The sequence below is a fragment of the Flavobacterium sp. genome, from assembly GCF_027531905.1.
Classification (GTDB): domain Bacteria; phylum Bacteroidota; class Bacteroidia; order Flavobacteriales; family Flavobacteriaceae; genus Flavobacterium.
On record NZ_JAPZSU010000008.1, the window covers coordinates 122,177 to 146,664 of the forward strand.

General features: G+C 35.2%; 22 protein-coding genes. 14 read left to right on the forward strand and 8 right to left on the reverse strand.

All coding sequences use genetic code 11. The features are described 5' to 3' along the window. Positions 1 to 19 precede the first annotated feature (19 nt). The 3 genes from O9307_RS02695 to O9307_RS02705 all read left to right on the forward strand — a co-directional run bounded on the left by O9307_RS02695 (position 20) and on the right by O9307_RS02705 (position 2,231). Complete coding sequence (locus O9307_RS02695) at positions 20 to 376, forward strand: hypothetical protein (RefSeq protein WP_298295078.1); 357 nt, start codon at positions 20 to 22, stop codon at positions 374 to 376. 460 nt (positions 377 to 836) lie between these two features. Next, complete coding sequence (locus tag O9307_RS02700; RefSeq protein ID WP_298295080.1) at positions 837 to 1,433, forward strand: GNAT family protein; 597 nt, start codon at positions 837 to 839, stop codon at positions 1,431 to 1,433. Between the two features lie 357 nt (positions 1,434 to 1,790). Continuing rightward, positions 1,791 to 2,231, forward strand: a complete 441-nt coding sequence (locus O9307_RS02705) for a hypothetical protein (RefSeq protein ID WP_024981135.1) — start codon at positions 1,791 to 1,793, stop codon at positions 2,229 to 2,231. A 72-nt stretch (positions 2,232 to 2,303) separates the two neighbouring features. Here the strand turns inward: O9307_RS02705 and O9307_RS02710 are convergent, their stop codons facing one another. From O9307_RS02710 to O9307_RS02735, 6 genes are all read right to left on the reverse strand, one after another. Next, positions 2,304 to 3,518 (reverse strand): peptidylprolyl isomerase, encoded by a 1,215-nt coding sequence (locus tag O9307_RS02710; RefSeq protein WP_298295083.1) that lies wholly within the window; start codon positions 3,516 to 3,518, stop codon positions 2,304 to 2,306. A 153-nt stretch (positions 3,519 to 3,671) separates the two neighbouring features. Next, positions 3,672 to 4,778 carry a peptidylprolyl isomerase gene (locus O9307_RS02715; protein WP_298295085.1) on the reverse strand — a complete coding sequence of 369 codons (1,107 nt, stop codon included), beginning with the start codon at positions 4,776 to 4,778 and terminating at the stop codon, positions 3,672 to 3,674. A 26-nt stretch (positions 4,779 to 4,804) separates the two neighbouring features. Further along, on the reverse strand, positions 4,805 to 5,434 hold the full coding sequence (gene gldI, locus O9307_RS02720; RefSeq protein WP_298295087.1) for a gliding motility-associated peptidyl-prolyl isomerase GldI: 630 nt from the start codon (positions 5,432 to 5,434) through the stop codon (positions 4,805 to 4,807). 4 nt (positions 5,435 to 5,438) lie between these two features. After that, entirely contained in the window at positions 5,439 to 6,443 is a 1,005-nt protein-coding gene (locus tag O9307_RS02725; RefSeq protein WP_298295088.1) for a bifunctional oligoribonuclease/PAP phosphatase NrnA, read from the reverse strand. A 171-nt stretch (positions 6,444 to 6,614) separates the two neighbouring features. Continuing rightward, the gene (locus O9307_RS02730; RefSeq protein ID WP_298295090.1) at positions 6,615 to 7,886 is read right to left on the reverse strand and encodes a chloride channel protein; all 1,272 of its coding nucleotides are present in this window, start codon (positions 7,884 to 7,886) and stop codon (positions 6,615 to 6,617) included. 245 nt (positions 7,887 to 8,131) lie between these two features. Beyond that, positions 8,132 to 8,518 (reverse strand): RidA family protein, encoded by a 387-nt coding sequence (locus O9307_RS02735; RefSeq protein WP_298295092.1) that lies wholly within the window; start codon positions 8,516 to 8,518, stop codon positions 8,132 to 8,134. A gap of 407 nt (positions 8,519 to 8,925) precedes the next feature. Here O9307_RS02735 and O9307_RS02740 point away from each other — a divergent pair, with 407 nt between their 5' ends. The 10 genes from O9307_RS02740 to O9307_RS02785 all read left to right on the forward strand — a co-directional run bounded on the left by O9307_RS02740 (position 8,926) and on the right by O9307_RS02785 (position 21,767). Further along, on the forward strand, positions 8,926 to 9,600 hold the full coding sequence (locus tag O9307_RS02740) for a hypothetical protein (protein WP_298295094.1): 675 nt from the start codon (positions 8,926 to 8,928) through the stop codon (positions 9,598 to 9,600). Positions 9,601 to 9,677: 77 nt separating this feature from the next. Further along, positions 9,678 to 11,207 (forward strand): glutamine-hydrolyzing GMP synthase, encoded by a 1,530-nt coding sequence (gene guaA, locus O9307_RS02745; RefSeq protein WP_298295096.1) that lies wholly within the window; start codon positions 9,678 to 9,680, stop codon positions 11,205 to 11,207. A gap of 121 nt (positions 11,208 to 11,328) precedes the next feature. Then, entirely contained in the window at positions 11,329 to 13,290 is a 1,962-nt protein-coding gene (locus O9307_RS02750) for a LysM peptidoglycan-binding domain-containing protein (protein ID WP_298295098.1), read from the forward strand. Between the two features lie 8 nt (positions 13,291 to 13,298). Continuing rightward, complete coding sequence (locus O9307_RS02755) at positions 13,299 to 13,529, forward strand: DUF3820 family protein (RefSeq protein WP_298295100.1); 231 nt, start codon at positions 13,299 to 13,301, stop codon at positions 13,527 to 13,529. A 173-nt stretch (positions 13,530 to 13,702) separates the two neighbouring features. After that, positions 13,703 to 15,316 carry a CTP synthase gene (locus O9307_RS02760; RefSeq protein WP_298295102.1) on the forward strand — a complete coding sequence of 538 codons (1,614 nt, stop codon included), beginning with the start codon at positions 13,703 to 13,705 and terminating at the stop codon, positions 15,314 to 15,316. Positions 15,317 to 15,405: 89 nt separating this feature from the next. Beyond that, positions 15,406 to 17,310, forward strand: a complete 1,905-nt coding sequence (gene yidC, locus O9307_RS02765) for a membrane protein insertase YidC (protein ID WP_298295104.1) — start codon at positions 15,406 to 15,408, stop codon at positions 17,308 to 17,310. A 138-nt stretch (positions 17,311 to 17,448) separates the two neighbouring features. Beyond that, positions 17,449 to 18,156 carry a hypothetical protein gene (locus tag O9307_RS02770; RefSeq protein WP_298295106.1) on the forward strand — a complete coding sequence of 236 codons (708 nt, stop codon included), beginning with the start codon at positions 17,449 to 17,451 and terminating at the stop codon, positions 18,154 to 18,156. A gap of 68 nt (positions 18,157 to 18,224) precedes the next feature. Further along, positions 18,225 to 19,400: a tRNA 2-thiouridine(34) synthase MnmA gene (mnmA, locus tag O9307_RS02775; RefSeq protein WP_298295108.1), complete on the forward strand. Its 1,176-nt coding sequence runs from the start codon at positions 18,225 to 18,227 to the stop codon at positions 19,398 to 19,400. A gap of 84 nt (positions 19,401 to 19,484) precedes the next feature. Continuing rightward, a complete protein-coding gene (locus O9307_RS02780) occupies positions 19,485 to 19,994 on the forward strand; it encodes a GNAT family N-acetyltransferase (RefSeq protein ID WP_298295110.1) in 510 nt (169 codons plus the stop codon). Between the two features lie 510 nt (positions 19,995 to 20,504). Beyond that, on the forward strand, positions 20,505 to 21,767 hold the full coding sequence (locus O9307_RS02785) for a pyridoxal phosphate-dependent aminotransferase family protein (RefSeq protein ID WP_298295112.1): 1,263 nt from the start codon (positions 20,505 to 20,507) through the stop codon (positions 21,765 to 21,767). Positions 21,768 to 21,886: 119 nt separating this feature from the next. On the opposite strand, the gene O9307_RS02790 is transcribed toward O9307_RS02785, so the two are convergent. Together O9307_RS02790 and O9307_RS02795 are read right to left on the reverse strand one after the other, a co-directional pair. Next, on the reverse strand, positions 21,887 to 23,008 hold the full coding sequence (locus O9307_RS02790) for a GTP cyclohydrolase (RefSeq protein ID WP_298295114.1): 1,122 nt from the start codon (positions 23,006 to 23,008) through the stop codon (positions 21,887 to 21,889). A gap of 118 nt (positions 23,009 to 23,126) precedes the next feature. Beyond that, a complete protein-coding gene (locus O9307_RS02795; RefSeq protein WP_298295116.1) occupies positions 23,127 to 24,038 on the reverse strand; it encodes a transporter in 912 nt (303 codons plus the stop codon). Positions 24,039 to 24,159: 121 nt separating this feature from the next. Between O9307_RS02795 and O9307_RS02800 the strand changes: the two genes are divergently transcribed. Next, positions 24,160 to 24,465: a DUF4834 family protein gene (locus O9307_RS02800; protein WP_298295118.1), complete on the forward strand. Its 306-nt coding sequence runs from the start codon at positions 24,160 to 24,162 to the stop codon at positions 24,463 to 24,465. The last annotated feature ends 23 nt before the right edge of the window (positions 24,466 to 24,488 follow it).

Below are 24,488 nucleotides of genomic sequence, written 5' to 3' on the forward strand. Positions count from 1 at the left end.
ACCTTAACCCCTTTTCCCTATGTATGAACTACTTTTTTGGCGTTATCAAGAAGGCATTTACTTCAATCATCATTTGGTTTACGAAGCCTTGGTCGAGCAAGAAATCGTTGAGGGTTTAGAAGATTTACCTGTCGAGGTTATTTTGAATCGGTTGAATAGTGTTTTTGCTACTTGGGAAAAAGTAGACGACAGTAGTTGGAAAAATACCAAAGGAAAAGGCGCTTTTCAAGTCAAAACCACTCCGCAAAGTATTCAAATTGACTGCTATGGCACCGATGGAAAAACGATGAATCTATTGGCCGACACGCTCGAAGAGTTCAAATGTCCAGTTTATGACCCTCAAGTTCCCGTTCGCTACGACGAGTTCAATGAATAATTTTTAGGAGCTATTTCCAGCGCTCCGTTACAAGTCCTCACAAAAAAAATGATTTTTCTATATTCTAAAAGGAGCTTCCGTTGGTCGCTCTTTTAGAACAAGAAAAATCAATTTTTTTTGCTCCGGGCTTTCCACTACGGTCTGGGCTAAGTAGGTCGCTACATAGTTTTGATTATTTTTGATGGTTTTTAAGGTTGATAAAAGACATTAATCTTTATCTTTAAATCTGATTTGATTAATATCTCGTAAATTAAAAATTGCTTAATTGCACTACCATCAATTGCATCCCGCTTTAGCGGGATGACATAATGATTACTATTTATAGGCTTTAGCCGAAATTAGTGTAGATTTTGGCTAAAGCCCAATACGAAATTCATTTTTAAGAATGGGCTAAAGCCCATTCCTATTGATTTTTTGCAAAAAAACAATCAACTAAGGATGTAAGACTTATTTAAATACTATGAACTTTAATTTGTTTTCCAACGCTATTTTAGAAAATGACCGTGTGCAATTGCGACCGCTAGAAATGGATGATGTTACTCATTTATTGCCTATTTCTCTGCACGAACCCGATACTTGGGAATTCTCCTTAGTAAAAGCCGATGGTCAGGCCAATCTCGAAAACTATATTCAATTAGCCTTGAAGGCAAAGGAAACGCAGAAAGAATTTCCTTTTATCGTTTATGATAAACAATTGGGAAAATATGCTGGAAGTACTCGTTTTTATGATATCAACTTTGAATTCAAAACGCTGCAATTGGGCTACACTTGGTATGGTAAAGATTTTAGAGGGAGCGGACTCAACAAGCATTGTAAATATTTGTTGCTTCGTTTTGCTTTTGAGACTTTAGGAATGGAGCGCGTAGAATTTAGAGCCGATGCCAATAACCAACGCAGTATTGCGGCGATGAAGCGCATTGGTTGTACGGTGGAAGGTATTTTGAGAAGTCATATGCCTACGCATATTCCCGAAATACGAAGAGATAGTATTATTTTGAGTATTTTGAAGCACGAATGGTTTGATAAAGTGAAAAGGAATTTGGAGCAACAATTGTAATATTTTATAATTTTGGTATAAATTTTGTAAAAAAATGAAAGAATCTATTCTAAATGCGAGTGTTTATGAGCGTATAATTGCCTTTTTTGTATTGATTTTTTTATATACAAAAGGAAAAGATGTAAATATTTATGTTATTTATGGTCTTCTGATTATAATTTTATTTATTGGAACAAGAAGGTTTATCATTAATAGGAGAGAGGGTAAAAGTAACCAGCGATTTTATATAGGACTTGTTTTTATGATTCTGTCACTAGCAATGATCTTATTCGTTTAACTTTTTTTCAGGAAACGGCGGTTATCCCAAAAAATGGAAATACCTTTGCGCTTTAGTTATAATTAAAACATTCTTTTCAGATGAAAATAAATTTAAAAAGCGGGATTGAGCAGCTTTTGTTCGGGATGAAACAAAATGATGTGACCGCCATTTATGGTAAGCCAGACCGTAATTACAAAGACGAAGATGATAACGTGATTTTGGTGTACAACAAATTGAAAATGCGTTTGACTTTTTATCAAGAAGAAGAGTTGAGATTGGGCTATATCGTGGCTTCGAGTCCAAAATTAGAATTGTTTGGTAATTTGATTATTGATAAACCAATTGCATCGGTTAAAAAAGACTTGGCTGCAAAAGGAATAACCAAATTCACTCAAGAAGAATTTGATACTTTTGAAAATTACTTTAACGAAGAGAATTGGTTTATTCTTCAAACCGAATTTGAAGAAGTAGTAAAGTTTGAGATTGGTGCGATTATCAATCAAAAAGACGAATTTGACTGGAAATTTGGAAAGAAATAAGCCTTTTTAAAGCATAAAAAAAACCGATAACATTCATTTGTTATCGGTTTTTTTGTTTTGTCCCAAAAAGAATTACTTCGTTTCTGGTTTTTTATCCATTATTTCTAATTCGAATACAAGATTAGCATTAGGTGGAATTACTCCGCCCGCGCCTCTTTCGCCATAGCACAAATTAGATGGCATAATAGCAATCATTTTTTCTCCTACATTTAACAAGCTTAACGCTTCAATAAATCCAGGAATCATTCCTTCTTTTTTACCAGCTACGAACGGGAAAGGTTGGTAGCCATTTTGAGCGGCACGGTTCGCATCGAATTTTCCGTAGGCTTTGTTTACCTCTTCGTAGCTACTGTCAAACATATTTCCATCTTCAAAATAACCGGCGTAGTGAAAGTAAATGGTCGCCCCATCAACAGGTTTTACATCGCTTCCTTTTTGAATAACCTGATAGATTACTCCGGAAGGCGTTTTTGTTCCTGATGCTCTAACTGAGTTTATGTAATCGGCTTTAGCTTTTATAACTGGACCAAATTTTGCTTCATAGGCTTTTTTGGCTTCGGCTTCTAAAGCGGCTTTTTTAGCTTTGTTTTCGGCATCAATAGCGGCTTGCTTTTTGGCATCCTCTGCTTTATTGGCATAATAGTCTGTGAAAACTTTAGCAGCATTGAATTTTTTAGCCAAAGCGCCTTTGCGTGTAATGGTAACCTTAGTAATCACATCGTTTTGTTCAATGGCATTTACCACATTCATTCCTTCGGTTACGTGACCAAACACAGTGTGTTTTCCGTCTAGCCAAGGCGTGTCTTTGTGTGTAATAAAGAATTGGCTTCCGTTGGTAGCGGGACCAGAATTCGCCATAGATAAAATTCCGCCTTTGTCGTGTTTCAAATCGGTGAATTCGTCTTTGAATTTGTAGCCAGGATCTCCTGAACCATTACCTTCCGGGTCACCACCTTGAATCATAAAGTCTTTGATTACTCGGTGGAATTTTAATCCGTCATAAAATGGTTTTCCTTTTAATTTTTCTTTGTTTACATAAGGGTTAGTTCCTTCTGCTAAACTTACAAAATTAGCTACAGTAACCGGAGTTTTTTGAAATTCAAGCGCCAAAACAATGGTTCCTTTATTGGTTTCGATGGTAGCAAATAATCCTTCTCCAGGTGCAACTTTTGTTGGATTAACAGCGGCTTTCGCTGCTGGTTTTTTAGCAGGAGTGGCTACTTTTTTTACTTGTGCATTGATGCTTACTATCCCGAAGAATAATAAAAAAAACAATTTTGATTTCATTTGTATTGCTGGTTTTTTAATTAGTTTTAAGTTCTTAGTAATTAGTCCTTAGTTTTTAGTCCTTAGTTTTTAGTCCGTAGTACTTAGCTGTTGTAAATAGTGCTTAGTAATAGCTAATTACTAATCACTATGGACTAGACTATTCACTAAATACTACATTTTCTCTAATAATTCAATTTCGAAAATAATGTTAGCATTTGGTGGTATTGGTCCTACACCTTGAGCACCATAGCCTAAATTAGATGGAATGAAAATGGTAGCTTTTTCACCAAATTTTAATTTTTCAATTCCTTCGATAAATCCGGGAATCAAACCGTCTTTTTTACCATATTCAAAAGGAATTGGTAAGTATTGTTTGGCTGCGGCACGAGCGGCATCAAATTTTCCGAAAGTTTTTGAAACACTTTCAATGCTACTATCAAATAAAGTTCCGTTTTCTAAAAATCCAGCATAGTGAATATATACATTAGCACCAACAGCAGGTTTTTTACCATTACTTTTTTGAGTGATTACGTATTCTAAACCTGTATTGGTTTTGGTAGCTTTTGCTTTCAAGGCTTTGAAATCAGCTACTTTTTGGTCTTGTACGGCTTTGAATTTTGCATTATAAGCGTCTAATTCGGCTTGTAATTTTTTCTGATTTTCAGCTTCAACAATATAATAATCGTGGAATGTTTTTACAGCATCGAATTTTTTTGCAGCTTCACCATTTCTGATAATGGTCACTTTTTTCATAAAGTCACCTTGCTTGATTTGGTTAACCACTTCCATTCCGTTGCCTACAACTTGACCGAAAATAGTGTGTTTTCCGTCTAACCAAGGCGTTTCTAAATGCGTAATGAAAAATTGGCTACTATTGGTTGTTGGTCCATTATTGGCCATTGCCAAAACACCACCTTTGTCAAATCTAAACTCACAAAATTCATCTTTGAATTTGTATCCTGCATCACCAGAACCTGTTCCAAGAGGGTCTCCAGTTTGAATCATAAAATCTTCGATAACACGGTGGAATTTTAAACCATCATAATACGGGCGATTTTTCAAATTGGGGTCGGTAATGAATTCATTGGTTCCTTCGGCTAGTGTTACAAAATTAGCTACCGTTACTGGAGCTTTATCATACGCTAGTTGTAAGATGATATCACCTTTGTTGGTTTCAATTTTGGCGTATAAACCATCAGGCAAATCGTTTTTTTCTTCATTTTTACAAGAGAAGAAAGTCGTTAAGGCTAGTAATCCAAGAACAATTCTTTTTTTCATTTTAATAAATTGATTTTATGTTTTTTTTATTGATTTAGAGTATCTTTTGCAATCGTTTGTTGTTTCAATAAAGCTTTGGCTCTAAGCATTTCTTGTTTTTTTAGTTCGGCTTCGGGCATAAAATTTCGTAAAGTCACGGTGCACAATAGTGGGATGTTAGTGCCGATTTTTTTATTATCACCGTGGTAGCCGTATCCCATATGTGAAGGCAATAAGAATACAAAAGTTTCTTTTTTACGCATCAATTTTATACCATCTCTTAGTCCCATCATAATGTTTTGTTTGTCCACATAATAGGTTTGAGGCTGTGTTTCTTCCTTGGTGTAAATTATGTTTCCTTTCAAATCTTTTACTTCGTAGTCGTAAAAAGCTACATCTCCTTTCTTAGGAGTAAGCGTATCTAAAGTATTTCTTTTCGAAAAATGGTACCAATATCCTTTTTTGGAAGCCAAGAATTCTATTCCAGCATTTTTTTTGATAACCGCTTGAATTCGGTCTTCTTCTGAAGCTACTAGTTTTTTATTTCTTTCAATCGATTTTTTCATAAAACTTCCTGAAGCTTGCGAAAGCGGTCTGCGGGCTTCTTGGTTTTGTTGACAACTCCAAAGAAAGCAAGCGAATAAAACGACTAAAAGACTGTTTTTTGTACTGTTCATACGATTATAGATTAAGTTGATGTACCAATTCTTCAAATTTAGCTACAGTAGCACTGAGCGATTCCTCAGATTTTCCTCCTGCGGCATTGATGTGGCCTCCGCCATTAAAATGGTTTCTAGCAAATTCATTGACATCAAAATCACCTTGAGAACGGAAAGAAATTTTGATGATTTTTTCTTCTTGATTTTCAATAAAAATAGCCGAAAATACAATTCCTTTGATGCTCAATCCATAATTGACAATGCCTTCGGTGTCGCCTTTTACAAATTGAAATTCATTCAATTCGGCTTGTGTAAGGGTAATATAAGAAGTTTGTTTCTCCGGAATCAATTGCATATTCTGCAAAGCTCTTCCCAATAGTTGCAAACGATTATAAGAACTATTATCAAAAAGCAAAGTTGGAATAACAGTATTTTCTACTCCCAAATCAATCAAATCGGCCACAATTCGATGCGTGTTTCCAGTAGTTTTTGGAAAACGAAAAGAGCCTGAATCAGTCAAAATACCTGTGTAGATGCAAGTTGCAATAGTTTTATCAATGCTTGATTTTTGACCTAAATAGGTAATGAAGTTGTAAATCATTTCGCAAGTAGAACCAAATTGCGTATCCGAATACATTACAGCGGCATAGTCATCAGGTTTTTGATGATGGTCAATCATAATGAATGGAACGGTCAGTGTTTTCAAAACCGTTTCCATTTCGCCTGTACGATGTAAAGCGTTAAAGTCTAAAGTAAAAACTAGTTCCGCATCATTTAAAATGGCAGTACATTTTTCTCTTTCTTTTTCGTAAACTTCTACCTTTTCAGAACCCGGCAACCAAGCCAGAAAGTCTGGAAATTCATTGGGAGCCATCACAACCGGTTGGTGGTTGTTTTTAAGTAGAAAATGATACAGCGCCAAAGTAGAACCCATAGCATCGCCGTCTGGCCCTCGGTGCGGAATAATGGCAATTTTTTTTGGTGTTGCTAATAACTCTTGAACGGCTTGAATATCTTGTATTGTCATTCGTAATTTTGATTTTTTTAAAGAACACCAATTAACTGCTTCGCCTTTTCAATTTTGACCAGATTGTTTAGTTATTGGTGATGCACTTCATTAGAGGTTATGTTCATTTCATAAGTTGCGAAATTACATTTTTTTATCTAATGTAAAAATCATTAAGAGTTATTTGGGATTTTAAAGAAAGGGAAGTTTTCTTCTAATGCTCTCATACAAAACTGCCTTTGGCCCTTTTACAATTTGCGATTTATAAATCCCTACTGCTCCTGAACAAAAATAGGCAATGATACACGCCAAAGCTATGTAAGCGCCACTTTCTAAACCAAAAAGCTCTATTCCCATTAAGCTACAAGCAATAGGCGTGTGTGTAGCACCAGAAAAAACAGCCACAAATCCCATTCCTGCCAAAAGTGCAATAGGCATCGGAACAACCAGTGACAAAGCACTTCCTAAAGTAGCGCCCACAAAAAACAAAGGCGTAACTTCTCCTCCTTTAAAGCCAGCACCTAAGGTAAAACCAGTAAATAGAATTTTCAATAAAAAAGCATACCATGGATTTGCAGTACTAAAAGCGTCAACAATCACTGGTACTCCTAATCCAATATAAGGTTGTACCGAAAAATTGAAAATCACCAAAGCCAAAATACAACCGCCTACCAAAGGTCGAAAAGGCGCGTAAGCAATCGTTCTGCTAAATAAATGACCCCAAAAGTGAGTTGAACGCGAAAAGAGTAGTGCGGCAAGTCCAAAAAGAACACTGGCGAAAACGGTCCAAAAAATAGTAGTTAGCGAAAATTCAGGCACAATCGGAATGCTGTAGTGAGTGTGTGCCACCGGCCATAATTCTACAGTATAATAGGCTGCGTAAGCCACTGAAAAAGATGAAATTACGGTCTTAAAAGTTACTTTTTTAAAACTCAGTACTTCCATAGCAAAGAGCGCACCCGCAATTGGTGTTCCAAAAACAGAAGCAAAACCCGCACTGATTCCGAGAACCAACATCGTTTTTCGGTCAATAACAGCCCATTTGAACCAGCGTTGCATTCCGTCCGAAATCGCGGCTCCCATTTGTACCGCTGTACCTTCACGTCCTGCAGAACCTCCAAAAAGATGAGTAAGTAAGGTGGTAATCAAAACCAAAGGCGCCATTCTGAATGGAATAGTTTGTTGTGGTGTGTCGTATTCTTCCAAAATTAAATTATTGCCCTTAACCACCGATTTTCCATAGTAATGGTACAACAATCCAACAGCAAATCCACCCAAAGGCAAGAATCCAATTATCCAGAAGTTAGCTGTCCTTATTTGTGTAACTTTTTCTAAAGCCAACAAAAAAATCGCAGATGCCGACCCAGAAAAAAAGCCTAGCACTACACAAACGAAAATCCATTGGAGTAGCGTAAGCCCTTTATTTTTTATCGCATCAAAAGTCATAGTGAGAATCAAAAGCATATGATGTTGCTAATGTAAGCATTCAATTTAAATTTAGAATACTAATCCTTTGTATGAATTTTTTTTAAACCACATAGAAACATAGAATTTATAGTTTTTAAAAAGAAAGGAAAAAACGTTTCACTATTCACATAGCTCATCTATGTGATAAATAGTGCTATTTCTATTTTTTCTATGTTGATTTGCTTTAATCTATGATTCTATGTGGTTATTTTTTTTATCTGATTTGCACCCAACGTGAATAGCTATTCAGCAGCAATAGCCGTAAATTCAATTTCGACCAAATATTCTGGTGCGACCAATTGATTAATTCCATAAAAACCAGTCGTAGGTTTCACCTCTTTAAAGAAAGCCGAGTGTGCTCTCGCCACATCCTCAAAAGTGCTAACATCGGTAGTAAAAATGCGAGTTCGAATCACATCTTTCATCCCCACATTCAAATCCTCCAAAACTTTTTCAACCCTTTCGAGTATGTTCAGCGTTTGCGCATACGCATCATTTGCCTTCACTTTTTCACCATCCACAATCGCTACAGTCCCCGAAACTTCTATGATGTTTCCAATGCGAACCGCACGGCAATACCCCATTTTGTCCTCCCATGGTGAACCTGTCAAAATATTTTGTCTTTTCATTTTCCTAATTTAAAATTACTTTTTGGTTATAATAGAACAACAAAACTAGGCAATCATCGTTCAATAAAAAAACGAGAACCATACGTTAAAAGTTACATTTGTTTCTTTTTTTGGAGCAGTAACAAAGCGCATTTTTGCCATCATCGTCCCGTGATACGCTATATCTTTGCCGCCGAACCCCGGCAGCAAAGGATGCCGCTCCTCCCGGGGCTAGCAGGAAATAAAGAGTGTTTTTGAATGCATCTTTCAATATTTATCTAGGAACAACGAGAAAAAAACATAGAAACACCTATTAAATGTTAAGATATTTCTAATACTTTAGTATAAAATAAGAAATAAGTTAGTTTTGTAAACAGAAAGGGATTCTTCCTTTGCAATCAATCGAAATTACAAAAGCATCTTAGCGAATGAAACATTTTCTATTCCTTTTTTTATTCTTGGTTCTGGCATTCAAAGGAAATGCTCAAGCAGAGTTTGGTCCAAAATTCAAACCCATTCCTCCAGCTAAATTTCCTGCAGCGCCAAAGAAAAAAGTAATTCCACCCGCCGAGCTGCCCAAAATAGAACAACCCAACGTATTTAATTCGCCAGAAAATCCCAATAAAGCATCAACTTCAATCTCAAAGTCGAACGATGTAGATATGTTTCCCAAAGAGAAATTTATCAATGTGGGTGAGGAGTACTTGAAAAAAATGCAAAAAGACGTCGACAAAACGTTGAACGAAAATAATATGCCTTTGCTTCGTCGTAATTTCGATTTTGGTCAAATCAATACCAAATCCAAATATGTGATTGTAAGGGTTCGAGATTATATTTATGTAGATGGTGACTTACTTCGAATATATCAAAATGCAACCATAGTAAGAGAGCAGGTTTTTCTTGGGGACTCTTTTACCGATATCAAAATTTTATTAGGCGAAGGCTTTAATAAACTAGATTTCGAGGCGCTCAATACAGGAACCAGTGGAGGTAACACAGCCGAAATCATCATTATCGATGACCAGAAAAAAGTGCTTTCTAAAAATTATTGGGACAATTTAGCTACTGGTTTTAAGGGAACTATACTCTTGGTGAAAGAGTAAGATTTCATTCTTTTCTGCAAAATAAAAATTTTTCAAATTCAATTTTTCAATTCCGAAATTTAGAAGTATTTTTGCGCATGCAACACAACGTACTTATTTTAGATTTCGGATCGCAATACACTCAGCTTATTGCGCGAAGAGTTCGAGAATTAAACATATTCTGCGAAATCTTCCCTTACAATCACTTTCCTAGTGATTTATCATCTTACAAAGCAGTAATTCTTGGCGGAAGTCCATTTTCTGTTCGTTCAGAAGACGCGCCACATCCAGATTTATCTCAAATTAGAGGAAAACTTCCTATGCTTGCCGTATGTTACGGAGCACAATATTTAGCGCATTTTAGCGGTGGAGAAGTAGCAGCTTCTAATACTAGAGAATATGGTAGAGCCAATTTGTCTTTCATCAAAGAAAACGAAACCTTCTTCGAAGGAGTTTCTGAGAACAGCCAAGTTTGGATGAGCCATAGTGATAGTATCAAAGCATTACCAACCAACGGTGTTAAATTAGCAAGTACTCACGATGTAGAATTTGCCGCTTACAAAATTGAAGGCGAAACTACTTATGCTATTCAATACCACCCAGAGGTTTTTCACTCCACAGATGGTTCTAAAATGTTGGAGAATTTCCTGGTAAAAATTGCTGAAGTTCCTCAAAACTTTACACCAAATGCTTTCGTAGAAGAAATTGTAGCTGAAATGAAAGAGAAAATCGGAAATGACAAGGTAGTTCTTGGTCTTTCTGGTGGAGTAGATTCTACTGTAGCTGCGGTATTATTGAATAAAGCAATTGGGAAAAACCTATATTGTATTTTTGTAAATAACGGCTTACTTCGTAAAAACGAGTTCCAAAGTGTTTTAGACCAATACGAAGGTATGGGATTAAATGTAAAAGGAGTTGATGCTTCGCAACGTTTTTATGATGCCCTAGCTGGAATTACAGACCCAGAATTAAAAAGAAAAGCCATCGGAAATGCTTTTATTGAAGTTTTTGATGATGAGTCACACAAAATAGAAGACGTTACTTGGTTAGCGCAAGGAACCATTTATCCTGATGTAATTGAGTCAGTTTCTGTAAAAGGACCTTCTGCCACTATCAAGTCACATCATAATGTGGGTGGTTTACCAGATTATATGAAACTGAAAATTGTAGAACCTTTGCGTATGCTTTTCAAAGACGAGGTACGTCGAGTAGGAGCTACTTTAGGAATTGATCCAGAATTATTAGGAAGACATCCTTTCCCAGGGCCAGGTTTGTCTATCCGTATTTTAGGCGATATTACTTTAGAAAAAGTGCAAATTTTACAAGATGTAGATAAAGTTTTTATCGACGGTTTAAAATCTTGGGGATTGTATGATAAAGTTTGGCAAGCAGGCGCTATTTTGTTGCCTGTAAATAGTGTTGGTGTGATGGGCGATGAGCGTACTTACGAAAAAGTGGTAGCGCTTAGAGCGGTTGAATCTACCGATGGTATGACTGCGGATTGGGTACATTTACCATATGAGTTTTTGATGAAAGTGTCTAACGATATCATCAATAAAGTAAAAGGAGTTAATCGTGTGGTTTACGATATTAGTTCGAAACCGCCTGCCACAATCGAGTGGGAATAATTGAATATATTACTTTTTTTAGAGAAATAGTATTTAATAAAATGGAAACGGTATCAGATTTTAAATTAAAATTTGATGCCGTTTTGCTATCTTTGGCGGTACTAATTTATAATTTATTCGGATGCACTATTATAGTAAGATTTGGTTTTGTGGGTTGTTTTTTATAGGAAGTTTGTTTGCTCAAGACAAAGCAACCACTCATAAAGTTGCTAAAGGTGAAACCATAGCGCAAATCGCTCAAAAGTACAAAGTAAGTCCCTACGACATCTATCAACTAAATCCAGATGCTCAAGCTGGAATCAGTCAAAATACTGTTTTGTTAATCCCTAAAGCAGGAGCTAAAGTTCAGACTAAAACAGTGACAAGCTCAACGGTTATTTCTAAAAAAGTAACGCACGAGGTAGCGCCAAAAGAGACTTTATTCGGAATCCAAAAAAAGTATAATGTTACCGAAGCGGCTTTATTTAAAGCGAATCCTTTTTTAGAAAAAGACGGCTTGCAAATTGGTCAGACGCTTGTTATTCCAAATGGAGTTGCTAACAAAACTGCTACAGTAACTGCTGCTCCAAAAACTGTAACGCCCGTTTTTCATTTGGTACAACCTCAAGAAACCAAGTTTTCGATTGCCAAGAAATACAATATCACCATTGAAGAATTAGAGAAAAAAAATCCAGAAATTGTTGCAAATCTGCCTGTTGGTTTCAATTTGTTGATTAAAGGAAATCGTCCAAAAGAAACCAAAGAAATTCCTGTAAATGCTGACAAAAAAGAACTTACTGCAACTACTGTAAAAAAGGTAGTTCTGGCCGATTTTCAAAATTATACAGTGAAATCAAAGGAGACTTTGTACAGTTTGACCAAAACTTCAGGTTTGTCACAAGAAGAGTTGATAGCTTTAAATCCTGAATTGAAAAATGGTGTTCAGGAAGGAATGCTGATTAAGTTGCCAGCAGCTATAAAACTGATAGCACAACCAGAAGTCAAAAAAGGAATTGTGCAGTTAAGCAAGCAAAATACAGCAGATAAAAAGAGGTTGGTCTTGCTGTTTCCTTTTAATATGGCAAAAATTGCCAATGACACCGTTAATTCAACCACTGAGCGTTTAAAGAAAGACAAGTTTTTGAATATGACGTTGGATTTCTACTCTGGTGCTTTGATTGCTATTGATTCAGCCAAGCAATTAGGAATTGATGTGGATGTTCAGGTATTTGATTCTCAAGAAACCAAAATGAGTTCTCAGGTTCCGTCATTAATCAAAAATAACAATATAGAAAGTGCACAAGTAGTTATTGGTCCGTTTTATCAAAATAATGTTGAAAAAACAGCTGAATTGCTTAGTGGAACTGATGTTGCGGAAATTTCACCATTGTCAAAAGAGACAGGAAAGGCATTTTCAAATTTGTATCAATCGATAGTTGCAGCCGATGTAATTAAAAATACTGCTTTTGATTTTATGAAAAGCAAGGAGGGTAATATAATTGCGGTTGTAGATAAGAAAAAAGAATCTGCAAGAAACTATTTTAACCAATTCCAAAAAGAGGTAAAAATTGCACCATTAACCCCTACAGGTGGTTTAAATGTTGAAGCTTTGAAAGGGTTGTTGGATAAAGAAAAAATGAATTATGTCATTTTGGAAACAGGAAGTACAATGATGATTAAATCTACAATTGCCACACTTTTAGGGGTTATGAAAACACACAAAGTGCAATTGGTAACTTTAGAGCCTAATCCTACTTTGGATACGGATGAAATTTCATTTGCTAATTTGGTTAAATTAAAATTGATGTATCCTTCTGCAACACGTGAAAATGAAACAGAAGAAGCTCGAATATTTGAACAAAAATACCGCAAAGAAAACAAAGTGTATCCAAGTTCATTTGCAACAAGAGGTTTTGACCTTACGTTTGATACACTAATGCGAATGGCTCAGGACAAAACGTTTCAAGAAACCATTGAAAGCGCTGCTACAGAACAAGTAGAAAACCGTTTTGAATATTATAAAAGAGAAGACGGCGGCTATACGAATAAAGGCGTTTATATTTTGTATTACGATTCGGATATGACCATTAAACAAGCCAATTAGTTTTTATTTTGGATGAAAATCAAAAACAATTAATTCAATTGGCACACACTAAAATGCCTTTTGGAAAATACGAAGGTTGGTATCTTATTGATATCCCTGAATATTATATCGTTTGGTACAGAAATAAAGGGTTTCCTAAAGGTGTTTTGGGCGAACAACTACAATTAATTTATGAGTTAAAAGCCAACGGATTAGAAGATTTAATTTGGAACATAAAAAAGAAATACCCTAAACCATAAAAGTGACACCTCAGGAATTAGAGCAATACTTTAGCTAGTATTCTAAATCCTGAGGTGTCTTTTTTATTGTGGTTAAATTCTAAAAATCTCCCGAATGAAGCAGGTAAGTATTCCAATTAAATTTGTACTTTTGCCACGTTTTTTTACACAACTACATTACAAACAACAACAGAATGAATCAAACGAAATATATTTTTGTTACAGGCGGTGTGACTTCTTCATTAGGAAAAGGAATTATAGCGGCATCATTGGCGAAATTATTACAAGCAAGAGGGTATCGAACAACTATTCAAAAATTCGACCCCTATATTAATGTTGACCCAGGAACACTTAATCCTTACGAGCACGGAGAATGTTACGTAACCGATGATGGAGCCGAAACAGATTTAGATTTAGGTCACTACGAACGTTTTTTAAACGTGCCTACTTCTCAGGCGAATAACGTTACTACTGGTAGAATTTACCTTTCGGTTATTGAAAAAGAAAGAAGAGGAGAATTTTTAGGAAAAACAGTTCAAGTAGTTCCTCATATTACCAATGAAATTAAAGACAGAATGCAATTGCTTGGTAAATCAGGTGATTATGATATTGTCATTACGGAGATTGGTGGAACTGTAGGAGATATCGAATCTTTACCATACATCGAGTCTGTTCGTCAGTTGGTTTGGGATTTAGGTGAAAACAATGCCATTGTTATTCATTTGACGTTAGTTCCTTACTTAGCAGCAGCTGGAGAATTGAAAACTAAACCTACTCAACACTCTGTGAAAACATTGATGGAGAGCGGAATTAAAGCTGATATTTTAGTTTGTAGAACGGAACACGAAATTGCAGACGATATTCGCAACAAATTGGCTTTGTTTTGTAATGTAAAAAGAGAAGCAGTTATTCAATCTATTGATGCTTCTACTATTTATGAAGTGCCTAATTTAATGTTAGAAGAAGGTCTAGATGTAGTAGCTTTAAAGAAATTAGACTTACCTAAAAAAGCAGCGCCAGATTTAAAAAATTGGAACACCTTCTTGAAACGTTTAAAAAATCCTAAGCACACCGTAAATATTGGTTTGGTTGGGAAATATGTCGAAATGCAAGATTGCTACAAATCTATTTTGGAAGCCTTCATTCACGCAGGAGCGGCAAATGAAACAAAAGTAAATGTGATTTCGATTCATTCAGAGCATTTGGACTCTTCAAATATTGCTGAGAAATTAGCTGGTTTGGATGGGGTTTTAGTAGCTCCAGGTTTTGGTGAAAGAGGAATCGAAGGTAAAATAGAAGCGGTTCGTTATGTTCGCGAAAATAACATTCCATTTTTTGGTATTTGTTTAGGAATGCAAATGTCAATTATAGAATATTCAAGAACTATTTTGGGTTACAAAGACGCCAATTCTACTGAAATGAATGAGAATACGCCTCATCCGGTTGTCAATTTGATGGAAGACCAAAAAACAGTAACGGATAAAGGAGGTACCATGCGTTTAGGAGCTTGGAAATGTGAAATTAAACCAGATTCGTTAGCGCATAAAATATATGGTAAAACCGAAATTTCGGAGCGTCACCGTCACCGTTATGAGTACAATAGTGCTTATGTTGAGCAATTGCAAAACGCTGGTTTGATTGCTTCTGGTGTGAACCCTGATACTGGTTTAGTAGAAATCGTTGAGATTGAAAATCATCCTTTCTTTATAGGTGTTCAATACCATCCAGAGTATAAAAGTACCGTTGCGAATCCTCACCCAATTTTTGTGAGTTTTGTTGCCGCAGCAGTAAAAGCCAAAAAGAAATAATACAATAGTTGTAACAAAGCATTTAAGTTGTATTCTAACACTAAACTGGAGTAAACTGCTTCAGTTTTGAATTTTGAACATAGATAATAATGGAAGAAAAAAAGATTGACATTAATTCAATTATCGGTTTTATATTGATTTTTGGAATTTTGGTTTGGATTATGTACCAAAACCAACCCGATCCTAAAGTTGTTGCGGCAGAAAAAGCCCAAAAAGAATTGGTTTTAAAAGCTCAAAAAGCAAAAGAATTGGCAAATAAAGCAGTTGAAAAAGCAACTGTTGCTGTATCCACTGGCGATTCTACTCAATTAGTAGCTTTGCAAAAAACATTAGGAAATTTTGCTTATTCTGCGACTTTGCCTTCTGCAAAAAATGATTTTACTACGATTGAAAATGAAGTGATAAAATTAAAGATTGCTAATAAAGGTGGTTATATCGCTGAGGCAACTTTGAAAAACTTTGAAAAATTCAAAAAAGGTTCTGGTCAGTTGGTAGAATTGATAAAAAACAATAATGCTAATTTGAATATTGTTTTGCAAACCAATGACAACCGAACTTTAAATACCAAAGACTTGTTTTTTGAGCCTACTTTAACGAAAATAGGAGCGGATCAAGTGTTGTCTATGAAGTTAAAGTCAGGTCCAAATTCATTTTTGGAATATAAATACATAGTGAAGCCAAACGATTATATGATTGGTTTTGATGTGCGTTCTCAAGGTTTGAACCAAGTATTGAATACAGCTAAGCCTTTGGATTTAGAATGGGATTTGAAAGCTTTCAGAAATGAAAAAAGTATATCTTACGAAAATAAATACACTGAGATTTATTTTGAACACAAAGACGGTAAAGTTGATTACGCTGGCTTAGGTGCAAAAGAAGAAGAAACTCTTGAAAAACCTACATTTATTGCTTTCAAACAGCATTTCTTTACTTCAATTTTAGTTTCTAAAACACCTTTTGAGAAAGCACAATTGGTTTCTACCAATCTTATGCACGATGAAAAAGTTGATACTACTTTTACAAAATCATTCAAAGCAAATTTACCTTTGGCTTTTACCAATGGTGAATTAGATTATAAATTAAACTGGTACTTAGGACCATCTGATTACAAGACTTTAGCTAGTTACGATCAAAATCTAGAGAAAATCATCACTTTAGGTTGGGGAATCATCGGTTGGATTAATCGTTTTATCTTCGTGCCTTTATTTGGTTTCCTAGGTTCTTATATTGCTTATGGTATTGCGATTATTATTTTTACCATTTTAATCAAATTGGCCATGTCGCCTATTACTTTCAAATCGTTCTTGTCACAAGCAAAAATGAAAGTATTGCGTCCAGAAATTGCTGAATTGGGAGAGAAATACAAGAAAGACCCAATGAAAAAGCAACAAGAAACAATGAAATTGTATAACAAAGCGGGAGTCAATCCTATGGCGGGTTGTATACCAGCATTGATACAAATGCCTTTCTTGATGGCTTCGTTTCAGTTTTTTCCTTCAGCTTTTGAGTTAAGACAACAAAAGTTTTTATGGGCAGATGATTTGTCTTCTTTTGATGAAATTGTAAAATTACCGTTCCATATTCCATTGTATGGAGATCATATTAGTTTGTTTCCAATTTTGGCAGCGATTGCAATTTTCTTCTATATGAAAATGACTTCAGGAGATCAACAAATGGCAGCACCACAACAAGAAGGTATGCCGGATATGGCCAAAATGATGAAGATTATGATCTATGTTTCGCCATTGATGATGTTGTTCTTCTTCAATAGTTATGGAGCAGGTTTGAGTTTGTATAACTTTATTTCCAACTTGGTTACTATTTTAATTATGTTGGTAATCAAAAGATATTTTATCGATGGAGATAAAATTCACGCTCAAATTCAAGAGAATAAATTAAAAGAGCCTAAAAAACAAGGAAGATTTCAACGCAAATTGCAAGAAGCAATGGAACAAGCTGAAGCTCAAAAAGCGGCTCAACAAAAGAAAAAATAATTTTTCAAATTTGAATTTAAAAACTTTCGCTTTTGGCGGAAGTTTTTTGTTTAAAGTTAGTACTAATGATTTAAATTTTTCGTTTCTGTTACATTTACCGAGAAAATAATATTAATAGTTTTATATAAATTTATCTATATGATTAAGAAAGGATGGCTTTTGGTTTTCTTTATGCAAATTACAGTTATGGTTGCTCAAAGCGCAATAACTAATCAATTGGACAGTGAGGGGAAGAAAAATGGTCTATGGAGAGGGTATTACGAGGAATCAAAAAGACTGCGGTATGAAGGGACTTTTGTACACGGAAAAGAGGTAGGGGTTTTTAAATATTTTGACGATACAAAAGCAGCGGATGTAATTGCCACTAGAGAGTTTAACGAAAAAGACAATTCGGCGTATACTATTTTTTACAATCAAAATAAATTTAAGGTAAGTGAAGGTAAGGTGGTTAATAAACTATTTGAAGGAGAATGGATTTATTATCACTTCAATTCCAAAGCGGTAATGGCCAAAGAGTTTTATAAAAACGGGAAATTAGCAGGATTGAAAACGGTTTATTTTCCTGATGGTAAAGTGGCTGAAGAGACACATTACGAAAACGGACTTAAGGAGGGTAGTTGCAAAATTTATTCGGATAAAGGGATAGTGCTAGAAGAAGCGGTCTATCAAAAAGGGCAGTATAATGGTCCTGCTATTTTTAGAGAGACCAATGGTTTTATTGCTTCCAAAGGAAATTTTGTATTGGGTAAAAAAGAAGGGGTTTGGGAGTTTTACGAAAAAGATAAGTTAGTTAAAAAACGAAATATGAGTTATCCAGAAGGTCTAAGCAAGCGTAAAAAGAATTAACTTTTGCTTAGATAATTTCTGTGCTAAATGTTTTGTAACTTTGCACCCTATTTTTAAAAAGGGTTTTGATGAAAAAGAGAGTAGTTGTTGGTTTATCTGGAGGTGTAGATTCTAGTGTTGCGGCTTATTTGTTGCAACAAGAAGGATATGAGGTTATTGGGCTATTTATGAAAAATTGGCACGATGACTCAGTAACGATATCCAATGAATGTCCTTGGTTGGAAGATAGCAACGATGCTTTATTGGTAGCCGAAAAATTAGGAATCCCTTTTCAAACGGTTGACCTTAGTGAACAATACCAAGAAAAGATTGTGGATTACATGTTTAGTGAATATGAGAAAGGACGTACTCCAAATCCTGATGTATTGTGTAATCGCGAAATTAAATTTGCTGTTTTTTTAGAAATTGCTTTGAGTTTAGGAGCAGATTATGTGGCTACTGGACATTATTGCCAAAAGCGAACTACTGAAATAGACGGGAAACCCTTGTATCACCTTATCGCAGGTGCTGATAATAACAAAGACCAATCTTATTTTTTATGTCAATTGTCACAAGAACAGTTGGCTAAATCCTTGTTTCCAATTGGTGCATTAACGAAACCTCAGGTTCGTGAAATAGCAACTGAAATGGAATTGGTTACCGCAGAGAAAAAAGATTCTCAAGGACTTTGTTTTATTGGTAAAGTACGTTTGCCAGAGTTTTTACAACAAAAATTACAACCCAAAGAAGGTCAAATTATACAAATCGATAAAAATCATCCTGTTTATACTTCAACAGATGAATCTGAAACCTTAGCTTCTTTGTCTCATAAAATCACTTATACAACAGACATGGGCAAGGTAGTTGGAAAACACCAAGGCGCTCATTATTTTACAGTTGGGCAACGAAAAGGGCTTAATGTTGGTGGTACTACAGAGCCTTTGTTTGTTATCGCTACTGATGTGGTGACCAATACAATTTACACAGGCTTGTCTAGTAATCATCCGGGATTGTTTAGAAGAGGATTGTTTATTGATGCCTCTGAGACGCATTGGATTCGTGCCGATTTAGCCTTGTCAGTGGGTGAGTCTAAAGAAGTAATGGCTAGAATTCGTTACCGTCAGCCGTTGCAAAAAGCCACGTTGCATCAAGAAGAAAAAGGAATGTATGTGATTTTTGACGAACCACAATCGGCAATTACTGAAGGACAATTTGTAGCTTGGTACCAAGAGGATGAGTTGTTAGGTTCTGGGGTTATAGCTTGATTTTAGTGATAAATTTAATGTATTCAAATAGTTATTGATAAGTTTGTAGTATGTACTTGTAGTATTTATCTTTATTTATAAAAAATGATCAAAATACAAAATACAACTATTGATGATTTTAATTTTATTTGTCATCTTTTTGACGAAGCAATTCTTTATCAAAAGAATAAGGGATTTTCTGTTTGGAATGGATATGATATAGCAGTGTTAAAAGCTGATTTAGAAAAAAAGCTCCAATACAAAATTATTGAGGGAGATACTATTTTATGTGTTTTTAGTATTTGCTTTCAAGATTCTATTATTTGGCGTGAAAAAGAAAAAGAAGATGCAATTTATCTGCATAGAATTGTAGTCAATCCACTATATAGAGGACAAAAACAATTTGAGAAAATTCTTTTATGGGCTAAAGAATTTGCAAACAGCAAAAACTTAAGATACATAAGAATGGATACTTGGGGAGAAAATCAAAGTATTTTGGATTATTATATGAGCTATGGTTTTAAGTTTGTTGAGAATTATACAACACCTTCTACTTTAAACTTGCCAATTCAACATAGAAATCTATATTTGGCATTACTTGAATACTCTATTTGAAAGAAAAGTAGTTAAACAGTGCTTTATTAAATAAGTTTGATTCAATCACTTGTTGGAACTTACTTTTATTCTTTATTTTCTTTTTTACAATTATACCATAGGTTGAAATTCAAAAATGTGCTTATAGTTCGTCTAAATCAATCTTTTAATTGAAAGGTATTTTGGTTGTTTTATTTTTTAATTCTTTCTGAAAAGGAGTTGGTCTCGCCCTGATCGAAATGAAAACCCTCCTTTGGTACAACCGAATATTTTGCTTATGCTATCAAAGCTTCGTACTCACCCCCAGCCCCTCTCAAAAGGAGAGGGTAGCTATTAGCTCCTGTTAATGCTTTAGTAAAATTTGGTTGAGCCACAAGAGCTTGTAACAAAGAGTAGGATTTTGCTACTGAAAAGAATCGTCTAAAAAAGACCATTTTTTTTAAGTAAAATAAAAGGATTTTGGGAGTAATTATAAATTTTAAATATTTAATTTTGCACCTTAATAAAAATGTAGTATTAAGTCATTATATTATGGTAAAAGATTTATTCGAAAGAATCCAAAACAATAAAGGCCCTTTAGGAAAATGGGCTTCTCAGGCAGAAGGGTATTTTGTTTTTCCAAAACTAGAAGGAGAATTGGGGCCAAGAATGCAATTTCAAGGAAAAAATATATTGAACTGGAGTTTGAACGACTATTTAGGCTTGGCAAATCATCCAGAAGTGCGTCAGGCAGATACAGATGCAGCCATTCAGTTTGGTGCAGCTTACCCAATGGGTGCGCGTATGATGAGTGGACACACAAAATATCACGAACAATTAGAACAAGAATTGGCTGCTTTTGTGATGAAGGAATCGGCTTATTTATTGAATTTTGGTTACCAAGGAATCATGTCGGCCATTGATGCATTGGTGACTCGAAATGATATTATTGTATATGATGTAGATGCACATGCGTGTATTATTGATGGGGTGCGTTTGCATAGCGGAAAACGTTTTACGTATAAGCACAATGATATAGAGAGCATGGAGAAAAACCTGCAACGTGCTACAAAAATGGCGACCGAAACGGGTGGTGGAATTTTGTTCATTACCGAAGGCGTTTTTGGAATGCGTGGGCAACAAGGTAAATTAAAAGAGATTGTAGCCTTGAAAGAGAAATACAATTTCCGTTTGCTAGTTGATGATGCACACGGTTTTGGAACGCTTGGAAAAACAGGAGCGGGAGCAGGTGAGGAGCAAGGTTGTCAAGATGGAATTGATGTTTATTTTTCTACGTTTGCTAAATCTATGGCTAATATTGGTGCTTTCTTGGCTGCCGATAAGGATATAATCGATTATTTGAAGTACAATTTGCGTTCACAAATGTTTGCTAAAGCGTTACCGATGATTCAAACGATTGGTTCATTGAAACGTTTGCAATTGTTACGCGAATCCTCTGCGATTAAAGATAAATTGTGGGTAAATGTAAATGCGTTGCAAAGCGGATTGAAAGAAAGAGGTTTCAATATTGGAGACACTAACACGTGTATTACCCCGGTTTACTTAGAAGGAAGTATTCCTGAAGCGATGGTGATGGTAAATGACTTGAGAGAAAACTACGGTATTTTCTTGTCGATTGTAGTTTATCCAGTAATCCCGAAAGGTATTATTTTATTGCGTATGATTCCAACAGCTTCTCATACTTTAGAAGATATTGCAGAAACCTTGGCGGCTTTCGAAGCGATTCGTGAGAAATTAGTTAACGGTACGTATAAAGAAATTGCAGCACGCACTACAGTAGATATGGAAGCTTAACCTTTTAAGTATTCAGTTTACAGTTAGTAGTAGGCAGTTATATAAAAAATCCATTCGTTTTTGGCGAATGGATTTTTTTGTTTTACTAAGGACTAAAAACTGTCTACTAACTACTTTTTTTAAAAGAGTTCTTTTCTAAACGTTTTTCTTCTACAATGAATGGTGGGGTCAAAATTTTTCCATAGCAATTGAATGGCTAGATTGTCTGCCAATTCGGGAGTACGGATGCAATTTTGAATGCCTTTTTCGGTAAAAGTGGTGTGGTATTCTTTAAAAATAATAGCGTGAACTCCTTTGTTTTGGTAGTCAGGATGCACGCCAATTAAGTAAAAAAGAACGTCTTTGCTGTTTTTTCTTGCTTGTAATAAATGAAGGAAACCAAAAGGAAATAATTTGCCTTTCGCTTTTTGTAGCGCTTTTGAAAAACTCGGCATTACTATGGCAAAAGCGACCAGATTTCCGTCTTTGTCTTCTACATATTTAATGTATTCTGGATTGATGAAGTTGATGTATTTGTTTTTGAAATATTCCTTCTGAATATCCGTGATTGCTACAAACGAGGAAAGTTTGGCATACGATTCATTGAATAAATCAAACATTTTGTCCACATACGGAAGGACGTCTTTGGTTTTGGTGAAATTGATGGCTTTTAATTGGTATCGCTTTCTAATCAATTCCTCTGCTTTCTCGAAAGTTTCTGGTTTTACATTTGAAAAAGGGAATTTGTTTTCGACATATTCTTTTTCGGTAACGAAGCCCAATTGTTCAAAGTGTTGCGCATAATAAGGATGATTGTACCAAGTAATCATCGTGCCAATTTCTTCAAAACCTTCGGTTAGCACGCCTACTTTGTCTAGATTCGAAAACCCCATCGGGCCTTCTACATAGTCTAGGTTGTTTTTACGTCCTAGTTCATACACTTTTTCAAGTAGGACTTGGGTTACGGTTATGTCATCAATAACGTCAAACCAACCAAAACGAACCTTTCTTTTCTGTTGATGATTGACTTCATCCCAATTGATGATCGTGGCGATTCGTCCAACAATTTCTTGGTTTCTTTTGGCAACATAAAAATAGGCTTCGGCATTTTCAAAAGCAGGATTTTTGGTTTTATCAAAAGTTTCCAATTCATCTGCAATCAATGGCGGTACCCAATAGTTGTTGTTTTTATAGAGCGAAAAGGGGAATTTTATAAATTCGGTGATTTCTTTTTTGCTTTTGGCTTCGTGAATCGTAATCATGGATTATAAAGTGTAAAGTGTAGGTGCGAATATAGCCAACTTTTGACCATAAAAAAAGCCCAAGTATGGGCTTCTTTACTAATTGAATTTGAATTTTATTCTTCTTTCTCGTTCTTGATTATCGGTTGCTTTTTTTCTTTTTGTTTGCATTTTTCATTCTTGACATTGCTTTTTTGTAAAAACCATCATAGCGCCAAGAAACGCCAAATCCTCCATATAAAATGGTTGGGGTGTCTTTGAAATTGGTACTGATTGAAGCGTCAATTTGTAGGTTATCGCTAAGCAAATAAGCAGCTCCACCACGAACAAGCATATCGCTATAAAAATCACTGTTGAAACCTTGGTTTTCAATAAAACCAGACCATTTTTTACTGAATCCGCGAGTTAAAGTCACTACGTAGCCATAACTTGGATAGTCTGTGCCAACATAATCAGCGATGATATTGGTCACAAAAACCCAACGCCCATCTCCTAAATGATTTTGGGTAATCAGCATGACTTTTGGCGAAATGCTTGATTTTAGTGAAAAGGCATACGGATTTCCTTCGAAAACAAAATTCGCTCCAGCAAATAAAGAAACCGCTGGTAAAAACTGTCTCCAGTTGAACTTTTGGTTGGCATTCCAACTGTAAATGTTGACCTTTTTTTCATAATTTTTAAAAGGGTCATAAATTAAATATTTGGCGCCTACATTAGTCTGTCTAAAATTGGCTCTTTTGGTTGAACTAAAGTTGCTATCGAGTTGGTCATTTTGATATTGAATATCTGCAATAACTTCTAATCTTTCTAAAAATGCGCCCCAACGAATCGTAGCATCTAGACCAAAACCATTCACATCATAATTTAATAAATTGTGATGGGAAGTAATGCCATAAATACCACTTTCGATCTGTATGATGTTTTTACCCACCCCATAAGCAGACATAGTTTCTCCTGGGCGATTGGAGTTAATTTGATCAGTAAATTGCCCATAGTGAGCAAAAGGAGCTAAAAATAAAGCGATTAAAGCAATTTTCTTGAATGGGAACATAGTTATATTCTTTTGATTTAAAATAGTAACGCAACCAAATGTACTATATTTTATTATTTATTTAAGATTAGAATTTTAAATTTGACCATTTGATTTACTAATTTTGAAAAAAAAATTAGATATGCAATTAGCTTCATTTAGTGGATTTGTAAGAACATTGTTGTACATGATTATGTTTTACTATGTTTTTAAATTTTTGGCTAAACTTTTTTTGCCGATTTTAGTTAAAAAAGCGGTAGAAAAAGCTGGTGAAAATTTTCAGCAGCAGCAACAATATGCGCAACAGCAATATACACAGCAACAATATGCGCAAAATAATAGAAGATATAGCAATCAAGACGAGATTATTGTTGATACGGCTCGATCCAAAAACCCAAAAGAGACCAAAAAAGTGGGAGAATATGTGGATTACGAAGAAATAGATTAAATTTGTGCACTGAAGCCCATTTT

Excerpts from the sequence above, each read along its gene's own strand:
- O9307_RS02695 (WP_298295078.1), top strand. The coding sequence starts at position 20 with ATGTATGAACTACTTTTTTGGCGTTATCAAGAAGGCATTTACTTCAAT.
- O9307_RS02700 (WP_298295080.1), top strand. The coding sequence starts at position 837 with ATGAACTTTAATTTGTTTTCCAACGCTATTTTAGAAAATGACCGTGTG.
- O9307_RS02705 (WP_024981135.1), top strand. The coding sequence starts at position 1,791 with ATGAAAATAAATTTAAAAAGCGGGATTGAGCAGCTTTTGTTCGGGATG.
- O9307_RS02710 (WP_298295083.1), bottom strand. The coding sequence starts at position 3,518 with ATGAAATCAAAATTGTTTTTTTTATTATTCTTCGGGATAGTAAGCATC.
- O9307_RS02715 (WP_298295085.1), bottom strand. The coding sequence starts at position 4,778 with ATGAAAAAAAGAATTGTTCTTGGATTACTAGCCTTAACGACTTTCTTC.
- gldI (WP_298295087.1), bottom strand. The coding sequence starts at position 5,434 with ATGAACAGTACAAAAAACAGTCTTTTAGTCGTTTTATTCGCTTGCTTT.
- O9307_RS02725 (WP_298295088.1), bottom strand. The coding sequence starts at position 6,443 with ATGACAATACAAGATATTCAAGCCGTTCAAGAGTTATTAGCAACACCA.
- O9307_RS02730 (WP_298295090.1), bottom strand. The coding sequence starts at position 7,886 with ATGCTTTTGATTCTCACTATGACTTTTGATGCGATAAAAAATAAAGGG.
- O9307_RS02735 (WP_298295092.1), bottom strand. The coding sequence starts at position 8,518 with ATGAAAAGACAAAATATTTTGACAGGTTCACCATGGGAGGACAAAATG.
- O9307_RS02740 (WP_298295094.1), top strand. The coding sequence starts at position 8,926 with ATGAAACATTTTCTATTCCTTTTTTTATTCTTGGTTCTGGCATTCAAA.
- guaA (WP_298295096.1), top strand. The coding sequence starts at position 9,678 with ATGCAACACAACGTACTTATTTTAGATTTCGGATCGCAATACACTCAG.
- O9307_RS02750 (WP_298295098.1), top strand. The coding sequence starts at position 11,329 with ATGCACTATTATAGTAAGATTTGGTTTTGTGGGTTGTTTTTTATAGGA.
- O9307_RS02760 (WP_298295102.1), top strand. The coding sequence starts at position 13,703 with ATGAATCAAACGAAATATATTTTTGTTACAGGCGGTGTGACTTCTTCA.
- yidC (WP_298295104.1), top strand. The coding sequence starts at position 15,406 with ATGGAAGAAAAAAAGATTGACATTAATTCAATTATCGGTTTTATATTG.
- O9307_RS02770 (WP_298295106.1), top strand. The coding sequence starts at position 17,449 with ATGATTAAGAAAGGATGGCTTTTGGTTTTCTTTATGCAAATTACAGTT.
- mnmA (WP_298295108.1), top strand. The coding sequence starts at position 18,225 with ATGAAAAAGAGAGTAGTTGTTGGTTTATCTGGAGGTGTAGATTCTAGT.
- O9307_RS02780 (WP_298295110.1), top strand. The coding sequence starts at position 19,485 with ATGATCAAAATACAAAATACAACTATTGATGATTTTAATTTTATTTGT.
- O9307_RS02785 (WP_298295112.1), top strand. The coding sequence starts at position 20,505 with ATGGTAAAAGATTTATTCGAAAGAATCCAAAACAATAAAGGCCCTTTA.
- O9307_RS02790 (WP_298295114.1), bottom strand. The coding sequence starts at position 23,008 with ATGATTACGATTCACGAAGCCAAAAGCAAAAAAGAAATCACCGAATTT.
- O9307_RS02795 (WP_298295116.1), bottom strand. The coding sequence starts at position 24,038 with ATGTTCCCATTCAAGAAAATTGCTTTAATCGCTTTATTTTTAGCTCCT.
- O9307_RS02800 (WP_298295118.1), top strand. The coding sequence starts at position 24,160 with ATGCAATTAGCTTCATTTAGTGGATTTGTAAGAACATTGTTGTACATG.